The sequence below is a fragment of the Myceligenerans salitolerans genome, assembly GCF_017349295.1.
GTDB classification, from domain to species: domain Bacteria; phylum Actinomycetota; class Actinomycetes; order Actinomycetales; family Cellulomonadaceae; genus Myceligenerans; species Myceligenerans salitolerans.
Genome location: NZ_JAFMPK010000042.1, coordinates 15774 through 29722, shown reverse-complemented (window position 1 = coordinate 29722; position 13949 = coordinate 15774). Strand labels below are relative to the sequence as shown.

The following is a 13949-nucleotide window of genomic DNA, read 5'->3' as shown; positions in this document are numbered from 1 at the left end:
AACCAGGTGATGACGTCGACGCGGGCGTAGCGCAGGTGTCGGCCGATGCGGGCGGCTTTGGGTCCGTCGTTGTGGGTGCGCCACCGGTAGAGGGTGGCGACGGGGACGCGGAGGAACGCGGCGACCTCGTCGATAGTCCACAGCTCGTCGATGGCGACGACGGCGGGCGGGTTGTTGTGGGGGTTCTTGGTCTTGTTCCGGTAGTTCTTGCCTGCCATGACTGCCCCTTCCCTCATGCCGCGTACGCGGTTGCCGAACGGTTATCCACAGGCCCCGATGGAGGGCCCGAGCCTGGAGGCGAGGCCGCTTGTTTCGCGGCGTCGTACTGGGCACGGCGTGTCATGGCCTGCCGGAGCGAGGCCGCGATCACGTCGACGTAGGTGGTCTCGGCGATGTGGTCGGGTTCTCGCCACACGAACCGGGCCGTGCCGTCCGGGAGCGTCTTGGACGCGGCGAGCCGGTCGGCGTCTTCGGGAGTGATGCCCGCGGCTTGCAGGACCTCACGTACGACGGCGGCGCGGTCGGCCCGGTGCTGGGTGAGGGTCTTGCCCGACCACTGCCGCGAGACCAGCACACGCCGCCCGCCAAGGCCGAGGTTGTCCCGCTCGTGAGCGGGCGACAGGCAGCCAGCCGACAGGCCAGCGGTGGGGTGTTTGGGCTGGACGCCGTAGCGCAGCCAGTTGCCACACTCGGGCGAGCAGGGCAGCACGGAGGTGTGCGCGTGGAGCCGGTCTACGTGTGCCTCATAGTCGGCGGCGCGAGCCGCCTGGAGAGCTTCCCAGGCAGGGTCTGGCACCACGTCGTCGCCGTCGAGGGATTCGGCCGGCGTGTAGGTGCCCGCGATGGACTTGGTGAGGTACTTGCACAGGTACCGCACCGCCCGGTCACTGTCGGGGGTGCCACCCAGCAGGCCCTTGATGTCGATCTGCTTCCCGAGGGTTGCCACGTGTGCGGGCTTCGCGAGGTCGCGGGTCGCCTCATCCCAGGTGGGAAGGACTTCCCCGGTGCCGGGGTCGACGTAGCCGCCCAGCGCCGCATCCCATACGGGCATGCCTTCGGGGTCGTCGGGCGTGTAGACCTCCACGTCTACCGAAGGCCACCAGGCGGCGAAGTAGGTCCCAGCGGCAACGGCCTTGATGGTCGCCCGAGGGATCGCACCGCGCACGGCGGCGTGCAGGTGGGGGGCCAGGCGCTTCTGGGCTTCCACAGCAGCGAAGTACTGGACCTTGTATCCGGCACAGCGGCGCATGTTCTGCCAGAACCGGTCAACCAGCCGGGAGAACGTGAGCGCGTCCAGCGCGGCACGCCGGTAGTCGTACGAGGCCGGGTCGACGGGCACGCCGTCACGGATCTTGCCGTAGGAGCCGAGCGTCAGGGTGAGGAACATCGAGGGACGGTGCTCACGGCCGGTCTTCTCATCCACGAACACCGCCCCCGTGGTGCCCTGCCCCATGGCCTTCTTGGGCAGGTCGGGAAAGCCCTCCAGGTGGCGGGTAGAGCGTGAGACGGTGCGGCGGCGGATGCGGCGTGCGGGGGCCAGGTTGCCGCCGTCGTCGGCCCAGCGAGCTTCGTCGAGGTCGTGCGGGTGCGGGTCCGCGTCCGGGAGAGAACGCGGACGGGCGGGCGGGTCTTGGGTCAGGTGCCAGCCCTCGCGGCACTGGTGGATGCGCAGCCGCCGAGCCTTGATGGCACACGGCGTGCACACGGTCTCGCGGGTCGAGCCGCACGGGATGGGCACGAGCGTGCTTGCGCCGGTCTCCTGGTCCACGACTTCCCGCAGCAGCGGACGAGTGCAGACCCCGTTGGCCTCAGCGACAGCGGTAGCCATGGAGTCACCCACCACGGGCGCGACGAGGGCGGGCATCAGACAGCCACCAGACCCGACACGTCGAGGCGAGGGGCGTCCGCGTCGGTGTCGGTGGCGGCGAGCTCGTCGAGCAGATCCAGGGCTTCCAGGCTTCCGCGTTCCCGCCCGGCCCAGAACCCGCCCGACTCACCCCGAGCATCCACCGCACAGGCGAGCCGGACCGGGCAGCCAGCACACACCCGAGCCATCGCAGCCACCTCAGCAGCCGAAGCCTGCCCCGGTTCAGCGATCCACGGCAGCAGCCGTTCCGGACCCGAAACACACGAGCCGTGACGCATCCAGTCCGGCAGCGGAGCACCCACCGGCAGACGAGCGGCGTTCATGCCGTCACCCCCGACATCTCCAGACCCGGAAGCGCCTGCTGCATCGCAGGGACCCGAGGGCGAGCCGGACGCGAGGACGAACGCAGCGGAGCCAGCACCGGAGCAGGCTCGACGGCGGGAGCCGACTCCGACGCGGGAGCGGGCTCAGGGTCCGTCACGGCCGGGGTGGAGGCCTCGGAGGCCGCAGCGATCGCGGGCACCGGCTCCGGATCGGCAGCCGGGGCGACCTCGGCAACACCGACCGAGACCGGCTCGGGGGCGGTGATCGGCTCAGCGGCCGGGACGGGCTCGTCGGCAACCACGAGGGAGGCCAGCGCGTGTGTCGAGGTCAGCACCGACAGGGGCGCGAGGGCGACCAGGACCACGCCGACAAGGACCTTGACCTCTTCGGGCACGTCGTAGGCGTGGGCGGCGTTCGCGCCGATGGACACGACCGTGAACCCGAGCATCAGGGTCCAGGCCCAGGCCGAGGAACGGCCCCGAGCCCGCAGCACGAGCGCGACCAGCCCGTAGACGAGGACCGAGGCGTCGATCACGACCGGGACGAGGAACGCGAGCGTTCCGGGCACGCGGCCCCAGGTCGCGGCATCGCGCAGCGAGGCGAACGACAGGGCGAACGACGCCAGCGCCACCGCGACCGTGAGCGCGACGGTAAACACGAGGACGGGCCGGGAGTCGGCCGCAATACGGGCCACAGGCCCGGCAGGCGTGCGGGTCATGAGCTTGTCTCCTGTTCGGTCGTAGGCGTGTTCCCCGTGGAACCGTCGACGGCCTGAGCGGTCGCGTCGGCCGGGCGGCGGTTGCGGGGGTTCTTACGGGAGGAGCGCTTGCGCCGGGGCGCGGGAGCCGTCGAGGGCTCGTTGTCCTCGTCCTGGCGAGGGTTGGCCGGGGTCTCGTCGAGGGCGGGCGTGTGTCCACCAGCGGCGAGCCACGCGGAGGCCGCATCCGCCACCGGAGCCGGGGCCGGGGTGTCGGTGTAGGCCGGTGCGGGGTAGCGGGCCGCGACGGCGTGAATGAGGTGGTCGGGCCAGTAGTCGAAGCGGCACAGGGTCGGGGTGCCGTCCTCGGTCACGAGGTAGGCGGTCCCGGCAGTGGCGGAGACGCCGCCGGGCTGGATGTCGGCCGGGATGTCGTGGGCCGGGGCCAACGGGGCGGCGGTGCCAAGCACCATGTCCGTTTCGGTCTCCGAGTCCAGGCGCAGGGCGATCTTCTGCGGCCACAGACCCCGCGTGCCGCCCAGGGCCTCCTGGCGGGGGTTCTGCACACACCCGAGGACGACGACGCCCAGCGCCCGGCCCTGGGTGAGGAGCTTGGACAGGAGCCGTTCGGCCTCGCGCTTGTGCTCGAACTCGGAGTAGGCCATCAGGTCGGCCAACTCGTCGATCACGAGCACATGCAGGGGCGCGTCGGGGGTGGCGTCGTGGTTGCGGGACACGCCCCGCATCTCGGCCCCGCGCTCGTTCATGATCCGTACGAGGGTTCCCAGCACGGTCACGGCCTGTTCGGCGGTGTAGGCGACCTGCCCGAACAGGGCACGGCCGGTCTCGACCTCGATGCCCTGTTTCAGGTCCACGCCCCACAGCCGCACGTATCCCGCGTGCACGGCCGGGGCGAGGTTGCCCGCGACCGACCAGAGGACCGAGCCCTTCCCGGCGCCGGTCGCGCCCACGACGAGGGTGTGACGGCCGCGCACCACCAGGTCCAGCCGCCGCCCATCACGCCGGGTACCGGCCGGAACAACGCCGACCGAGGCCGCGCCGGAGAATTCGGCCGGCATAACCGCCGTACGCGGGGCAAGGCGCGCGATGAGGAACAGCACCAGGTCGACCACGCCAGGCTTCACGGGGCGGAGCTCGTGCCCGTGCGCGCCATAGGCCGTGGCGATCCGGGGCGCGTTGCGCACGATGTCGTCGACCGTCTGCCCAACCACGACGTTCAGGCGCAGCACGGCAGCGCCGGGAGCGAACCGCACCTTGATACCGGGCACGAGGACTCCGCCGTCGGGTTGACGCACACCGAGCCCGGCAGCCGTGCCGACAGCTTCGGAGCCCTTGCGGCCCCACCGGGCGGGGGTACCGGTGAGCCAGCGGCGCACGTACCAGACCCGCAGACGCGAACGCCGGTATGAGCCCGGGAACATGGCGGCCCACAGGCCCAGTGCGAGGCCGGGAGACCAGAACAGCGCCCACACGATGACCGGGCCGGTCAGGGTCGAGCCCGGCCAGCCCGAGGCTTCCAGGCCCAGCCACAACAGGCCCGCGACCACGAGCCCGAACACCGACAGGGGCAGGTGGCGGCCCGCCCACGCGAATGTGGCCTGCACGAGCATCCACGACCGCCCGAGGACGAAGCCCAGGACCGCGACCAGGGCCCGCAGCACGACACCGAGGACGCCGGGGCGGCCCAGGGTGGCGGCGTGGGTGCGGGCCCGAGCCCGGGCCACAGTGGTGTTCACCGTGGCCCGGAACTCGCGTGCCTTGTCGAGGGGGTTCACCGGCCGTCTCCGCCCTGGTGCTGCTCCAGGCGCTCTTCCCACCGGGCGCGAGCCTCGGTCACCGGGACGTACACCTCGGTCAGCGCGAGACCGGCAGCGTTGATCAGCTCGACCAGCGCGTCGAACTCACGGCGGCTACCGGACAGCATCATCGCGTCCGAGGCCAGCGTCTTGACCTGGAACAGCTGCCCGTGCGTCTCCAGCAGCACCTTCTGCATCTGCGTCAGGTTCTCCATCACCTGCCGCACCTGGCTCCGGTTCAGCTCCGCCTCACCCTTCTTCACTCCGAACATCAGCCCTGCCCCTTCCCGTCGTTGTTAGTGCTGTTGAAAGCCGCGCGTCGGTCGGCCTCGGTCCGGTCGTCGAACCACGAACCGTCATAGCCCTCGCCATAGACCCGGCCAGGCGTGCCCTCGGGCACGATCCGCAGACGCGGAGCTTCAGTCGCTCTGGCGGTCTCGGCCGCCTCGGTAGTGGCCTGGCTCAGGTCCGCCGCTTCACGGGCCAGACGGTCGGCCTCGGCCTGGGAGCCCGGCAGCTCGACCACGCCGAAGCAGTCACGAGCCTGGGCGAGCGTCCCGGCCGCCTCATCCAGCAGACCGGCCGCCACGGTGAGCGTGTCCGCGCGCGTCATGCCGCAACCTCGACCAGACCGGGGCCCGGCCGGTCGGCCGAGTCGTCCTCCACGTCGCGCAGGGCCAGGTCCGCCGCCATCAGGCAGCCGCCTTCGAGCCCGAACCGCCCGCCGTCGCGTCGACCGGCTTCCCGTCGATCGAGGCGATCCCCTCCGCCTCCCACGACACCGACAGACCGTTGTTACGCCGGTCCACCCGCGCGTTGGCCGTCAGCCCCTCGAACACGATCGACCGGAACATGCTCGGCACCGGCTCCGTCATCGCCGGGACCGTCACCTTCACCGTCTCCGTGGACACCCGACCCCACGACTCGGTCTGGTACAGCACCTCCACACCCCACAGCGGGAGCCCCGTGCCCTCGTGACGAGCCTGGTTCTCACCCGGCCGACGCTTCCCGTCCACCTCCACCCACTCCGGCACGGCCTCCACCACACCCGTAGCCGCCATCTGCTGCCTGCCGCTGTCCACCGCGAACGTCGCCATCTCGATCACTCCTTGTCCGTGTTGGTCACTGGCTTGAACCAGTGAGTCAACCTTGACAGGCTTGAACCAGTTCGTCAAGAGGTGGCTTGAACCAGTTCGCAAGGTGGTTTGAGCCAGAGTCACTACAGTCGTGCTATGACCACGCAGAACCGCAAGGATCACGCCGAATACGCCCAGGCGACGGAGATCGCCGCCCAGCTGCGCCGCGACATCGCGGAGGGCAAGTACGGGCCGGGGGACAGGCTCCCCTCACAGCGCAAGCTGGCCGAGCAGCACAACGCTGTGCGGGGCACGGTGGACCGGGCCATCCGTGACCTCGTTGACGAAGGGCTTGCCATCACGGAGTGGGGCCGGGGGACGTTCGTCCGGCAGAAGCCCCAATGGATGCGATTCGGGCGACGCCGCTACTCCCGCTCGATGCGCACGTTCAACGACCTCGGACCGTTCGGCGCGGAGGCAGCGGCGCAGGGCAAGGAACCGTTCGTCGACTGCGCCGCCATCGATCGCATCATCCCGCCGTCAGACGTGGCCGAGCGCCTGGAGATCTCGCCCGACACGGAAGTCGTCCGCCGCGAGAACTGGTACTACGCGGACGCCGAGGCGCTACAGCTCGGCGTGACGTTCGCCCCTTGGTCGATCGTTGAGGGAACCCCGGTCAGCAACTCCGCAGACATGGGCCCTGAGGGCATCTACGGCCAGTTCGAGCGACAGGGCTACCCGATCACCTTCATCCGCGAGGAGATCACCGCGCGAATGCCCAGCCCTGACGAGTCCCTCCGCCTACAGATCCCGCCAGGCGTCCCCGTGATTGACCTGTGGCACACCGGATATGACGACCAACACCGCCCGTTCGAGACCACCCACTTCGTGATGCGAGCCGACTACTCTGCCCTCGACTACGACATGCCCGTGGAGGACTGAACATGGCCGTTTCCATCAGGCACCGCCACGACACCGACATACCGGTCCTTGCAGCCGTGCTCGTACGCGTGCACGCACAGGACGGTTATCCCGTTGAGGGCGTGGCGGACCCTGAGGCATGGCTCCGTCACCCCAACGAAGTGCAGAGTTGGACAGCCGTGGAGCGCGAGACACCCGTAGGACAGATCACTCTCACCCGCGCGGTCCCAGCGGATGACGCCGCTCAAATCTGGCACGAGAAGACCGGAGGTGACGTTGAAAACCTGGCGATCCCCGTCCGACTCTTCATCGATCCCGACCGACGAGGTAGCGGTGCCGGAAGACTGCTCATGGAAGCCGCAACGGACTTCGCTCGAACTCACGGACTGGCTATCGCATTCGACGTGATGACCAAGGACAGCGCCGCAATCCGGCTCTACGAACGGCTCGGAGCCGTACGGCTCGCCGACATCACCCACCACTTCGGCAATGGACTCACTGAGCCCGCTGCCGTCTACACGATCGCGTAGCACTGCCGAATTGACCTCTAAGGAATCAAGGCGCGCCTGGCGGCGCGCGGGCCGTCCGGCCGGCAGGGGCCCCGCGCTCCGGGGACCCCGCGCTCCGGGCCTCCGGCCCTGCGCGCACCCCACCGCGCACCCCTGACGGCCTACCGGCCCCGCACACGACAAAGGCGACCCCGACACGTTCGAGGTCGCCTTTCGTCATGCCTCCGGCGGGCACCTGCTGGAGTCAAGAGGATCGAGGGACGGTGTCCCTGTCCTCCGCCGCCCGTTGGCTTCACCGGGACCCTGACACCGAACCCCTCGTGCCCGCAAGGGGTCCGGCACCGCCCCTGCATCACCCGCACTCACGCCGTCGAGCCGGACCCCTTGCGGGCACGAGAGAACCGATGTCCGAGACGTGCCCCGCGCCAACGGACGACGGAGGACAGGGACACCGAGGCCGGACACATGGCCGGGTCACAGACCCGCACGGCCGACCAGGCGGATTACACACGCGTTACACGAGAGGCCGAGCGAAGCCGAAAAACGATGCCAAGTCTCGATCAGTGTTCTACGTGGTCAGAGGCGGTTTCGCCCGGCTCCACCACGAGGAACTGCCCCATCATCCCCTCGTCCTCGTGCAGCAGCATGTGGCAGTGGTACATGTACGGCATCTCCGCGTCGGTGTAGTCCTCGAACCGCATCAGCAGCCGGTACGTCCTGCGAGGCTCCAGGTAGACCGTGTCCTTCGGACCGGTGAGCTGCGGCGGCGGCTCGCGCCCGTCGACGGTCAGGACGCGGAACTGCACGTCGTGCACGTGGAAGCTGTGCGGCACCGGGTTGGCGTTCCGCACCTCCCACACCTCCGTGTCGCCGGCCGTGACCACCTCGTCGACCCGCCCCATGTCCATGCGCTCGCCGTTGATCTGGCGTCCGGCGAGCTCGAAGGACCGGCTCACGGCCGCGTCCTCGGCCCGCAGCTCGTCGTCGTCGGCGTGGGACGACCGGCCCCAGGCCGGGACGGGCGACGGCGTGAGACGGTCCGCGGCCCGCAGCTCCAGGACGTCGAACGCGTCGTTGCCGCCCATCGTCGACGGCACGGCGACACCCCCCAGGTCCGGTTCCGCCGACCGCAGTCGCGTGACCTCGCCCGGCTCGAGCGCGACGACGACCTCGGCGCGCTCGCCCGGCGCGAGGCGCACCTCGTCGAGCCGTACGGGTGCGTCGAGCAGACCGCCGTCGGTCGCCACCAGGTCGAAGGACCGGTCGGCGAACCCGAACGCGTAGGTCCGCGCCGTCGAGCCGTTCAGCAGCCGTAGCCGTACCCGCTCGGTCGTGACCTCGTGATAGGCACCCACGGTCCCGTTGGTCATGACGGTGTCACCGAGCATGCCCGGCTCGGCGCCGTCATGTCTCAGCTCCAGCCGGCCGTCGTCGTCGAACGCCTTGTCCTGCACGACCACGGGCACGTCGTCCACCCCGTACTCCGACGGCAGTTCGGCGGCGCGCGAGGCGTCGTCGTCCAGCAGGAACAGGCCCGCCAGGCCCCGGTAGACGTGCTCCTCCGTCGCACCGTGCGGGTGCGGGTGGTACCAGAGGGTCGCCGCCGGCTGGTCGATCCGCCAGGTGGGCTCCCACGTCCCGCCCGGCGCGACCGGCTGGTGCGGCCCGCCGTCCATCGCGGCGGGCAGGTGCATGCCGTGCCAGTGCACGCTCGTGGCCTCGTCGAGCTCGTTCGTGACCCGCACCGCGACCCGTTCGCCGCGTTCGGCCCGCAGGGTGGGCCCGAGGTACGGGCCGTCGAACCCCCAGGTGGGTGTCTCCACGCCGGGCAGGAACTCACGGGTGCCGGAGCGGGCGGTGAGGTCGAACGTGCGGACGCCGTCGACGACGGACGACTCGGCGAGCGGCGGGATCGCGAGCTCGGAGTCGAACTCCACCTCGCGCACCGGTGTCACCGACCCGCCGATCGCGCCGCACCCGGACACGGCCAGTGCGACGCCGAGCACCGCGGTGGCCGCGCGTACGCCACGGCCCGTCATCGAGCGTTCCCGCGGGCCCTCTGGACGCCCAGCGCGACCAGCCCGGCCAGGAAGCCCCAGAACGCGTCCATGGCCAGCGCGGGCAGCGCCGTCCACGACGCCCCGCCGGGCCCGCCCCCGACACCGGAGAACAGCAGGGAGAGGAGAAATGTCAGGACGCCGAAGGCGAGCCCGGTCAGGGTGAGGGTCAGCACCGGGCGGGAGACGCGGCCGAACCCGACCACGCCGATCCACACCGCCGCGGTGATGCCCACGATCGTCAGCGCGCGTGGTGCACCGGAGCCGACCCCGGTCAGCGCCGTCAGGGGCCACAGCAGGGCCATGGACGCGAGACCGCCGATCAGCGGCCACTGGATGTGCTCAGGTTCTTGTGAGGTCATGCCCCGACCATCGCCCGCCGGCCATCGGCGCCACATCGCCCCCCAGGCGTCACCCGCCCTCGCCGCCGGGCGACCACGGATGTCGCCCGCAGGCGACAGGAGCGGCCGTCCGTCGCCCGATCACCCCTGTCCGCCTACGCTGGGGGCGTGTCCGGAGTCAGCGTGGACGAGCCCCCGGCCGGTGGCGGGCGGCCCAGTCCCTGGGTCGCCGACGTCGTCCTGGCGCTCGCGATGGCGCTCGTGATCGCGGTGGTCGTCGCGGCCGCCACCGAGGCGGAGGGGCGCGCCGAGCCGGGCGCCTACGCGTTCGCGGCCGGGCTGGGGGCGCTGGTCCTGCTGCGTCGTCGCGCCCCGCGGCTCATGCTGGCCCTCACCGTGTTCGGCATCTTCGCCTACTACACGGCGGGGTTCGTCCCCATCGGCATGGCGCTTCCCGCCGTGGCGGCCCTGTACTCGGCGGCGGAGCTGCGCCGCACGGGGTGGGCGGTCGGCGCGGGCGCCGTCCTCCTGGCCGTCGCCACCTACTACCGCATCGGCGACACCGACCCGAGCGCCTACCTGACGGTGTACGACTTCCTCACCAACGTCGCCCTCGTCGCCGCCGCCATCGCGCTCGGTGTCGCCGTCCGGCTCGGCCGGGAGGCACGGGAGCGCGCGGCGCAGATCCGCGCGCTCACGGCCGCGGAGGAGGCGCGCGCCGCCGACCGCCGGATGCAGGCCGAGCGCCTGCGGATCGCCCGCGACCTGCACGACGTCGTCGGGCACAACCTGTCCGTCGTCGCGTTGCACGCGAACGTGGCTGCCGAGGCGGTCGGGCGGGACGACGGCGCCGCCCTCGGCGCGCTGGACCACGTGCGGTCGGCGACGTCGAACACGCTGCACGAGCTGCGCGCCACGGTGAAGCTGCTCCGCGGCCGCGACGGGGCGCCTGCGGGCGGGACCGCCGACGGGAGCGCCGCCGCGCGCGGTAACCCCGCCCGGGGCGCCCCGGGCCTGGCCGGGATCGAGACCCTGGTCGCCCCGGCCCGGTCCACGGGCCTCGACGTCGTGGTGGACGTGGACGTTCCGCCGGGATCGATCGATGCCGCGGCGGACGCCGCCGCGTCCCGGATCGTCACCGAGGCGCTCACGAACGTGCTGCGGCACTCGGGCGCGCGGCACGCACGCGTCACCGTGACGGTCTCCCGGCCGGGCGGAGCCGGGACGGCGGGCGGTTCGGCCGGCACGCACGACGACGGCCTGCCGGCCGGTGACCGGCTGAGGGTCGAGGTGACCGACGACGGCGCGGGCGCGGGCCGAGCACCGGAGGGCTCCGGGATCTCGGGCATGCGCGAGCGCGCCCACCTGCTCGGCGGCGTTCTCCGCGCGGGCGACGCACCGGGCGGCGGGTTCACCGTCGTCGCCCAGCTACCGGCGAGACTGGACGCATGATCCGGATCGTGCTGGTCGACGACCAGGAGCTGGTGCGTACGGGCCTGCGCCCGCTGGCGGAGCTCGACGGCGACGTCGAGGTGGTGGGAGAGGCGTCCGACGGCCGTGCCGGGCTGCGGCTCGTGCGGTCGCTGCGGCCCGACGTCGTGCTCATGGACGTGCGGATGCCGCAGCTCGACGGCATCGCCGCGACCCGGGAGATCGTCGCCGACCCGGCTCTGGACGGCGTGCGCGTGCTCGTGCTGACGACGTTCGACGAGGACGAGCACGTGTTCGCCGCGATCCGCGCGGGCGCGTCGGGCTACCTGCTCAAGGACGTGACGCCGACGGACCTGCGGGCGGCGATCCGTACCGTCGCGGCCGGGGACTCGCTGCTGTCGCCCGCGGTGACGACGACGGTGATGCGTGCGGTCGCCGACGCGCCGGGCGCGACGGACGAACGGCTCGCCGCGCGCGTGGCGGGGCTGACGGAGCGTGAGCGGGAGGTGCTGGAACAGGTCGGCCGTGGGCTGACGAACGACGAGATCGCCCGCGAGCTCTACCTGTCACCCGCCACCGCACGCACGTACGTGTCGCGGCTCCTGGCGAAGCTCGACGCCCGCGACCGCGCGGCGCTGATCATCCTCGCCTACGAGACGGGCCTGGTCGCACCGAGCGGAAGGGACGACCGGTGAGGCCCGGGCGCCGTCTGCCGCGTCGCGTCTACGGGCACGGCGACGAGCCCGACGTGCGGTTCTCGCTGGCGAACGAGCGCACCTTCCTCGCGTGGATCCGCACCGCCCTCGCGTTCGTCGCCGGTGCGGTGGCGCTCGAGGCGCTGGCCACGCCGCTGGACCCGACGCTACGGCTGATCGCGTCCCTGATCCTCGTCGCCACCGGTATCGCGCTGGTCTGGCAGGCCTGGTTCGGCTGGGTGCGCACCGAGCAGGCACTGCGCCACCAGCGCCCGCTGCCGTCACCGCTCTCCGCGCTCCCGGCCGCGGTCGGCCTGTTCGTCGTGGCCGTGCTGGTCGGTGCCGCCCTGATCGTCGGACCCGCGCCGTGACCTCCCCGTGGGACGCGGGCCTTCAGCCCGAGCGCGCGGAGCTGGCCTGGCGGCGCACCGTCCTGGCGGTCACGGCGGGCACGGTCGTCGCGGCGCGCTATCTGGGCCAGAGCCACCCGGTGCTGGGCCTGCTGCTCCCCGTGCTGGCCCTCGGCGGCGGGCTCGTGCTGCTCGGGGTCGGCACGGTCCGCTTCCGCCGGCTCGATGCCCGGCTTCGCGCCGCGGGCCGTGAGACCTCGGACGCCGTGGCACCCGGAGGCGCCGCGCTGGGCGTCCTGGCCGCGATGAGCCTGCTGATCGCGGTCACGTCGGCCGTCTTCGTCGTCGTGACGGCTTTGCGCCAGTAGGTGGTACCGGTCCCGCGGGAGCCACCGCCACCCGTAGGGTGAAGGGCGTGAACCAGGCAAGGCAGCCGCGTTCTGCCACGTCGTCCGACGGCGCTCGTCTCGCGTCCGACCTGGCCGACGCCTTCGTGCTGTTCCACGAGGCGATCGGCGTCCGGCGCGGGCTGTCGGCCGGGGACCACAAGGCTCTGGGCGTGATCGAGCGGTGCGGCCCGCTCGCGGCGAGCGAGCTGGCACGGCGCACCGGGCTCACCGCCGGCGCGGTCACCGGGCTGGTGAACCGGCTGGTCGAGGGCGGCTACGTGCGCCGCGAGCCGTGCCCGACGGACGGGCGCCGCGTGCTGATCTCCGTCACCGGAGCGCCCCGTGACCCGGTCCTCGCCGACGCGGTCGCGACCCTGGAGCGCGAGGCGAGCTCCCTGCTCGACGTGCTCGACGAGCACCAGCGGGCCGCCGTCACCGGCTGGATCACCGCGATGACCGAACGCCTCCACGCCCAGTCGCGCCGGCTCGCCCGCTAGGCGCCCTCAGGGCAGCTCGCCCCCGCGGTGCGGCATGGTGTCGAGCCGCTCCAGGATGACGCCCTCCCGCAGGGCCCACGGGCAGATCTCGAGCTCGGTCAGGTCGAAGATGTCCATGCAGGCCTCGGCGACGAGCGCGCCCGGCACGATCTGGTGGGCGCGCTGCGGGGACACCCCGGGCAGCGTGGCGAGCTGCTTGTGCGTCATCCCGATCAGTTTCGGGATCCATTCGCGCAGCGTGTCCAGCGGCAGGGCCCGGCGCGTCAGCGGCCCTTCCGCCGCGGGCGCCGCGCCGCAGATGCGGGCCAGGGAGCGGAACGTCTTGGAGGTCGCCACGGACCGGTCGGGATGCCCCTGACGCAGCAGGTTCCCGGCGTCGTGCGCGATGTCGACGCGGATGCGGCGGCGCAGGTCCCGCAGGGCCGTCTCGTCGCCGGCCTGAGCCAGGGAACGGGCCAGGCGGGCCGCGCCGAGGGGGAGCGACCAGGCCACATCGGGCAGCTCGTCCTTGCCCGCGGCGATCTCCAGCGACCCGCCGCCGATGTCGAACACGGCCAGGCGCCCGGCCGACCAGCCGAACCACCGGCGTGCGGCGAGGAACGTCAGCCGTGCCTCGTCCTCTCCCCGGAGCACCTCGATCCGTGTACCGGTGCGCTCGGCCACGGTGTCGAGCACGTCGTCGGCGTTGACGGCGTCACGAACCGCCGACGTCGCGAACGCCAGCAGGTCGGCGCACCCGCGCTCCTCGGCGATGCGGTTCGACTCCGCGGTGAACTCGGCCAGTGCGTCGATGCCCGACGGCGTGACGGCGCCCTCGGCGTCGAGGTGCTCGGCCAGCCGCAACGGCTCCTTGTACGACGACGCGGGCAGCGGGGCGGCTCCGCCGTGGGCGTCGACCACGAGGAGATGTCCGGTGTTGGAACCGATGTCGAGAACGGCCAGTCGCATGACCGCACCGTACAAGCCGGACCGGCTTCC

At 72.0% G+C, this 13949-nt stretch carries 18 protein-coding genes; 7 read left to right on the top strand and 11 right to left on the bottom strand.

Translation table 11 applies throughout. The annotated features are described in order from the left end of the window. The 8 genes from J0911_RS10455 to J0911_RS10420 all read right to left on the bottom strand — a co-directional run. Positions 1 to 218: helix-turn-helix transcriptional regulator (locus J0911_RS10455; protein ID WP_207275324.1), on the bottom strand; the 218-nt coding region annotated here is incomplete at its 3' end. A gap of 14 nt (positions 219 to 232) precedes the next feature. Then, on the bottom strand, positions 233 to 1828 hold the full coding sequence (locus J0911_RS10450) for a replication initiator (RefSeq protein WP_207275408.1): 1596 nt from the start codon (positions 1826 to 1828) through the stop codon (positions 233 to 235). A 35-nt stretch (positions 1829 to 1863) separates the two neighbouring features. Further along, a complete protein-coding gene (locus J0911_RS10445) occupies positions 1864 to 2055 on the bottom strand; it encodes a hypothetical protein (protein ID WP_207275407.1) in 192 nt (63 codons plus the stop codon). Between the two features lie 131 nt (positions 2056 to 2186). Next, entirely contained in the window at positions 2187 to 2909 is a 723-nt protein-coding gene (locus J0911_RS10440; protein ID WP_207275406.1) for a DUF2637 domain-containing protein, read from the bottom strand. Then, complete coding sequence (locus tag J0911_RS21095) at positions 2906 to 4684, bottom strand: FtsK/SpoIIIE domain-containing protein (protein ID WP_207275405.1); 1779 nt, start codon at positions 4682 to 4684, stop codon at positions 2906 to 2908. The genes J0911_RS10440 and J0911_RS21095 overlap by 4 nt, the downstream gene beginning before the upstream one ends. After that, positions 4681 to 4977 carry a hypothetical protein gene (locus J0911_RS10430; RefSeq protein ID WP_207275404.1) on the bottom strand — a complete coding sequence of 99 codons (297 nt, stop codon included), beginning with the start codon at positions 4975 to 4977 and terminating at the stop codon, positions 4681 to 4683. Before J0911_RS10430 ends, J0911_RS21095 begins: the two co-directional genes overlap by 4 nt. Then, positions 4977 to 5318, bottom strand: a complete 342-nt coding sequence (locus J0911_RS10425; protein WP_207275403.1) for a hypothetical protein — start codon at positions 5316 to 5318, stop codon at positions 4977 to 4979. Before J0911_RS10425 ends, J0911_RS10430 begins: the two co-directional genes overlap by 1 nt. Positions 5319 to 5397: 79 nt before the next feature. Continuing rightward, complete coding sequence (locus J0911_RS10420; RefSeq protein ID WP_207275402.1) at positions 5398 to 5802, bottom strand: hypothetical protein; 405 nt, start codon at positions 5800 to 5802, stop codon at positions 5398 to 5400. Between the two features lie 135 nt (positions 5803 to 5937). On the opposite strand from J0911_RS10420, the gene J0911_RS10415 reads away from it, so the two are divergent. Continuing rightward, positions 5938 to 6723, top strand: coding sequence for a GntR family transcriptional regulator (locus tag J0911_RS10415; RefSeq protein ID WP_242636572.1), 786 nt, complete (start codon positions 5938 to 5940; stop codon positions 6721 to 6723). A 2-nt stretch (positions 6724 to 6725) separates the two neighbouring features. Next, on the top strand, positions 6726 to 7232 hold the full coding sequence (locus tag J0911_RS10410; protein ID WP_207275401.1) for a GNAT family N-acetyltransferase: 507 nt from the start codon (positions 6726 to 6728) through the stop codon (positions 7230 to 7232). 539 nt (positions 7233 to 7771) lie between these two features. Here J0911_RS10410 and J0911_RS10405 read toward each other — a convergent pair. After that, entirely contained in the window at positions 7772 to 9250 is a 1479-nt protein-coding gene (locus J0911_RS10405; RefSeq protein WP_207275400.1) for a multicopper oxidase family protein, read from the bottom strand. Further along, the gene (locus tag J0911_RS10400; protein ID WP_207275399.1) at positions 9247 to 9630 is read right to left on the bottom strand and encodes a hypothetical protein; all 384 of its coding nucleotides are present in this window, start codon (positions 9628 to 9630) and stop codon (positions 9247 to 9249) included. Before J0911_RS10400 ends, J0911_RS10405 begins: the two co-directional genes overlap by 4 nt. A 147-nt stretch (positions 9631 to 9777) precedes the next feature. Between J0911_RS10400 and J0911_RS10395 the strand changes: the two genes are divergently transcribed. Genes J0911_RS10395 through J0911_RS10375 form a run of 5 tightly spaced genes read left to right on the top strand, consistent with a single transcriptional unit; the run spans position 9778 to position 12971 of the window. Beyond that, a complete protein-coding gene (locus tag J0911_RS10395; protein ID WP_307865018.1) occupies positions 9778 to 11061 on the top strand; it encodes a sensor histidine kinase in 1284 nt (427 codons plus the stop codon). Continuing rightward, entirely contained in the window at positions 11058 to 11735 is a 678-nt protein-coding gene (locus J0911_RS10390) for a response regulator (RefSeq protein ID WP_207275398.1), read from the top strand. The genes J0911_RS10395 and J0911_RS10390 overlap by 4 nt, the downstream gene beginning before the upstream one ends. After that, on the top strand, positions 11732 to 12106 hold the full coding sequence (locus J0911_RS10385; RefSeq protein WP_207275397.1) for a YidH family protein: 375 nt from the start codon (positions 11732 to 11734) through the stop codon (positions 12104 to 12106). The genes J0911_RS10390 and J0911_RS10385 overlap by 4 nt, the downstream gene beginning before the upstream one ends. Next, positions 12103 to 12453 (top strand): DUF202 domain-containing protein, encoded by a 351-nt coding sequence (locus tag J0911_RS10380; RefSeq protein WP_207275396.1) that lies wholly within the window; start codon positions 12103 to 12105, stop codon positions 12451 to 12453. The genes J0911_RS10385 and J0911_RS10380 overlap by 4 nt, the downstream gene beginning before the upstream one ends. Before the next feature lie 47 nt (positions 12454 to 12500). After that, positions 12501 to 12971, top strand: coding sequence for a MarR family winged helix-turn-helix transcriptional regulator (locus J0911_RS10375; protein ID WP_207275395.1), 471 nt, complete (start codon positions 12501 to 12503; stop codon positions 12969 to 12971). A gap of 6 nt (positions 12972 to 12977) precedes the next feature. Here J0911_RS10375 and J0911_RS10370 read toward each other — a convergent pair whose 3' ends face one another. Further along, positions 12978 to 13919 carry a Ppx/GppA family phosphatase gene (locus J0911_RS10370; RefSeq protein WP_207275394.1) on the bottom strand — a complete coding sequence of 314 codons (942 nt, stop codon included), beginning with the start codon at positions 13917 to 13919 and terminating at the stop codon, positions 12978 to 12980. Positions 13920 to 13949: the final 30 nt, after the last annotated feature.

Bases quoted from the DNA above. Each gene is read 5' to 3' on its own strand.
- J0911_RS10450 (WP_207275408.1), bottom strand. From the start codon at position 1,828: ATGGCTACCGCTGTCGCTGAGGCCAACGGGGTCTGCACTCGTCCGCTG.
- J0911_RS10445 (WP_207275407.1), bottom strand. From the start codon at position 2,055: ATGGCTCGGGTGTGTGCTGGCTGCCCGGTCCGGCTCGCCTGTGCGGTG.
- J0911_RS10440 (WP_207275406.1), bottom strand. From the start codon at position 2,909: ATGACCCGCACGCCTGCCGGGCCTGTGGCCCGTATTGCGGCCGACTCC.
- J0911_RS10430 (WP_207275404.1), bottom strand. From the start codon at position 4,977: ATGTTCGGAGTGAAGAAGGGTGAGGCGGAGCTGAACCGGAGCCAGGTG.
- J0911_RS10425 (WP_207275403.1), bottom strand. From the start codon at position 5,318: ATGACGCGCGCGGACACGCTCACCGTGGCGGCCGGTCTGCTGGATGAG.
- J0911_RS10420 (WP_207275402.1), bottom strand. From the start codon at position 5,802: ATGGCGACGTTCGCGGTGGACAGCGGCAGGCAGCAGATGGCGGCTACG.
- J0911_RS10415 (WP_242636572.1), top strand. From the start codon at position 5,938: ATGACCACGCAGAACCGCAAGGATCACGCCGAATACGCCCAGGCGACG.
- J0911_RS10410 (WP_207275401.1), top strand. From the start codon at position 6,726: ATGGCCGTTTCCATCAGGCACCGCCACGACACCGACATACCGGTCCTT.
- J0911_RS10405 (WP_207275400.1), bottom strand. From the start codon at position 9,250: ATGACGGGCCGTGGCGTACGCGCGGCCACCGCGGTGCTCGGCGTCGCA.
- J0911_RS10400 (WP_207275399.1), bottom strand. From the start codon at position 9,630: ATGACCTCACAAGAACCTGAGCACATCCAGTGGCCGCTGATCGGCGGT.
- J0911_RS10390 (WP_207275398.1), top strand. From the start codon at position 11,058: ATGATCCGGATCGTGCTGGTCGACGACCAGGAGCTGGTGCGTACGGGC.
- J0911_RS10370 (WP_207275394.1), bottom strand. From the start codon at position 13,919: ATGCGACTGGCCGTTCTCGACATCGGTTCCAACACCGGACATCTCCTC.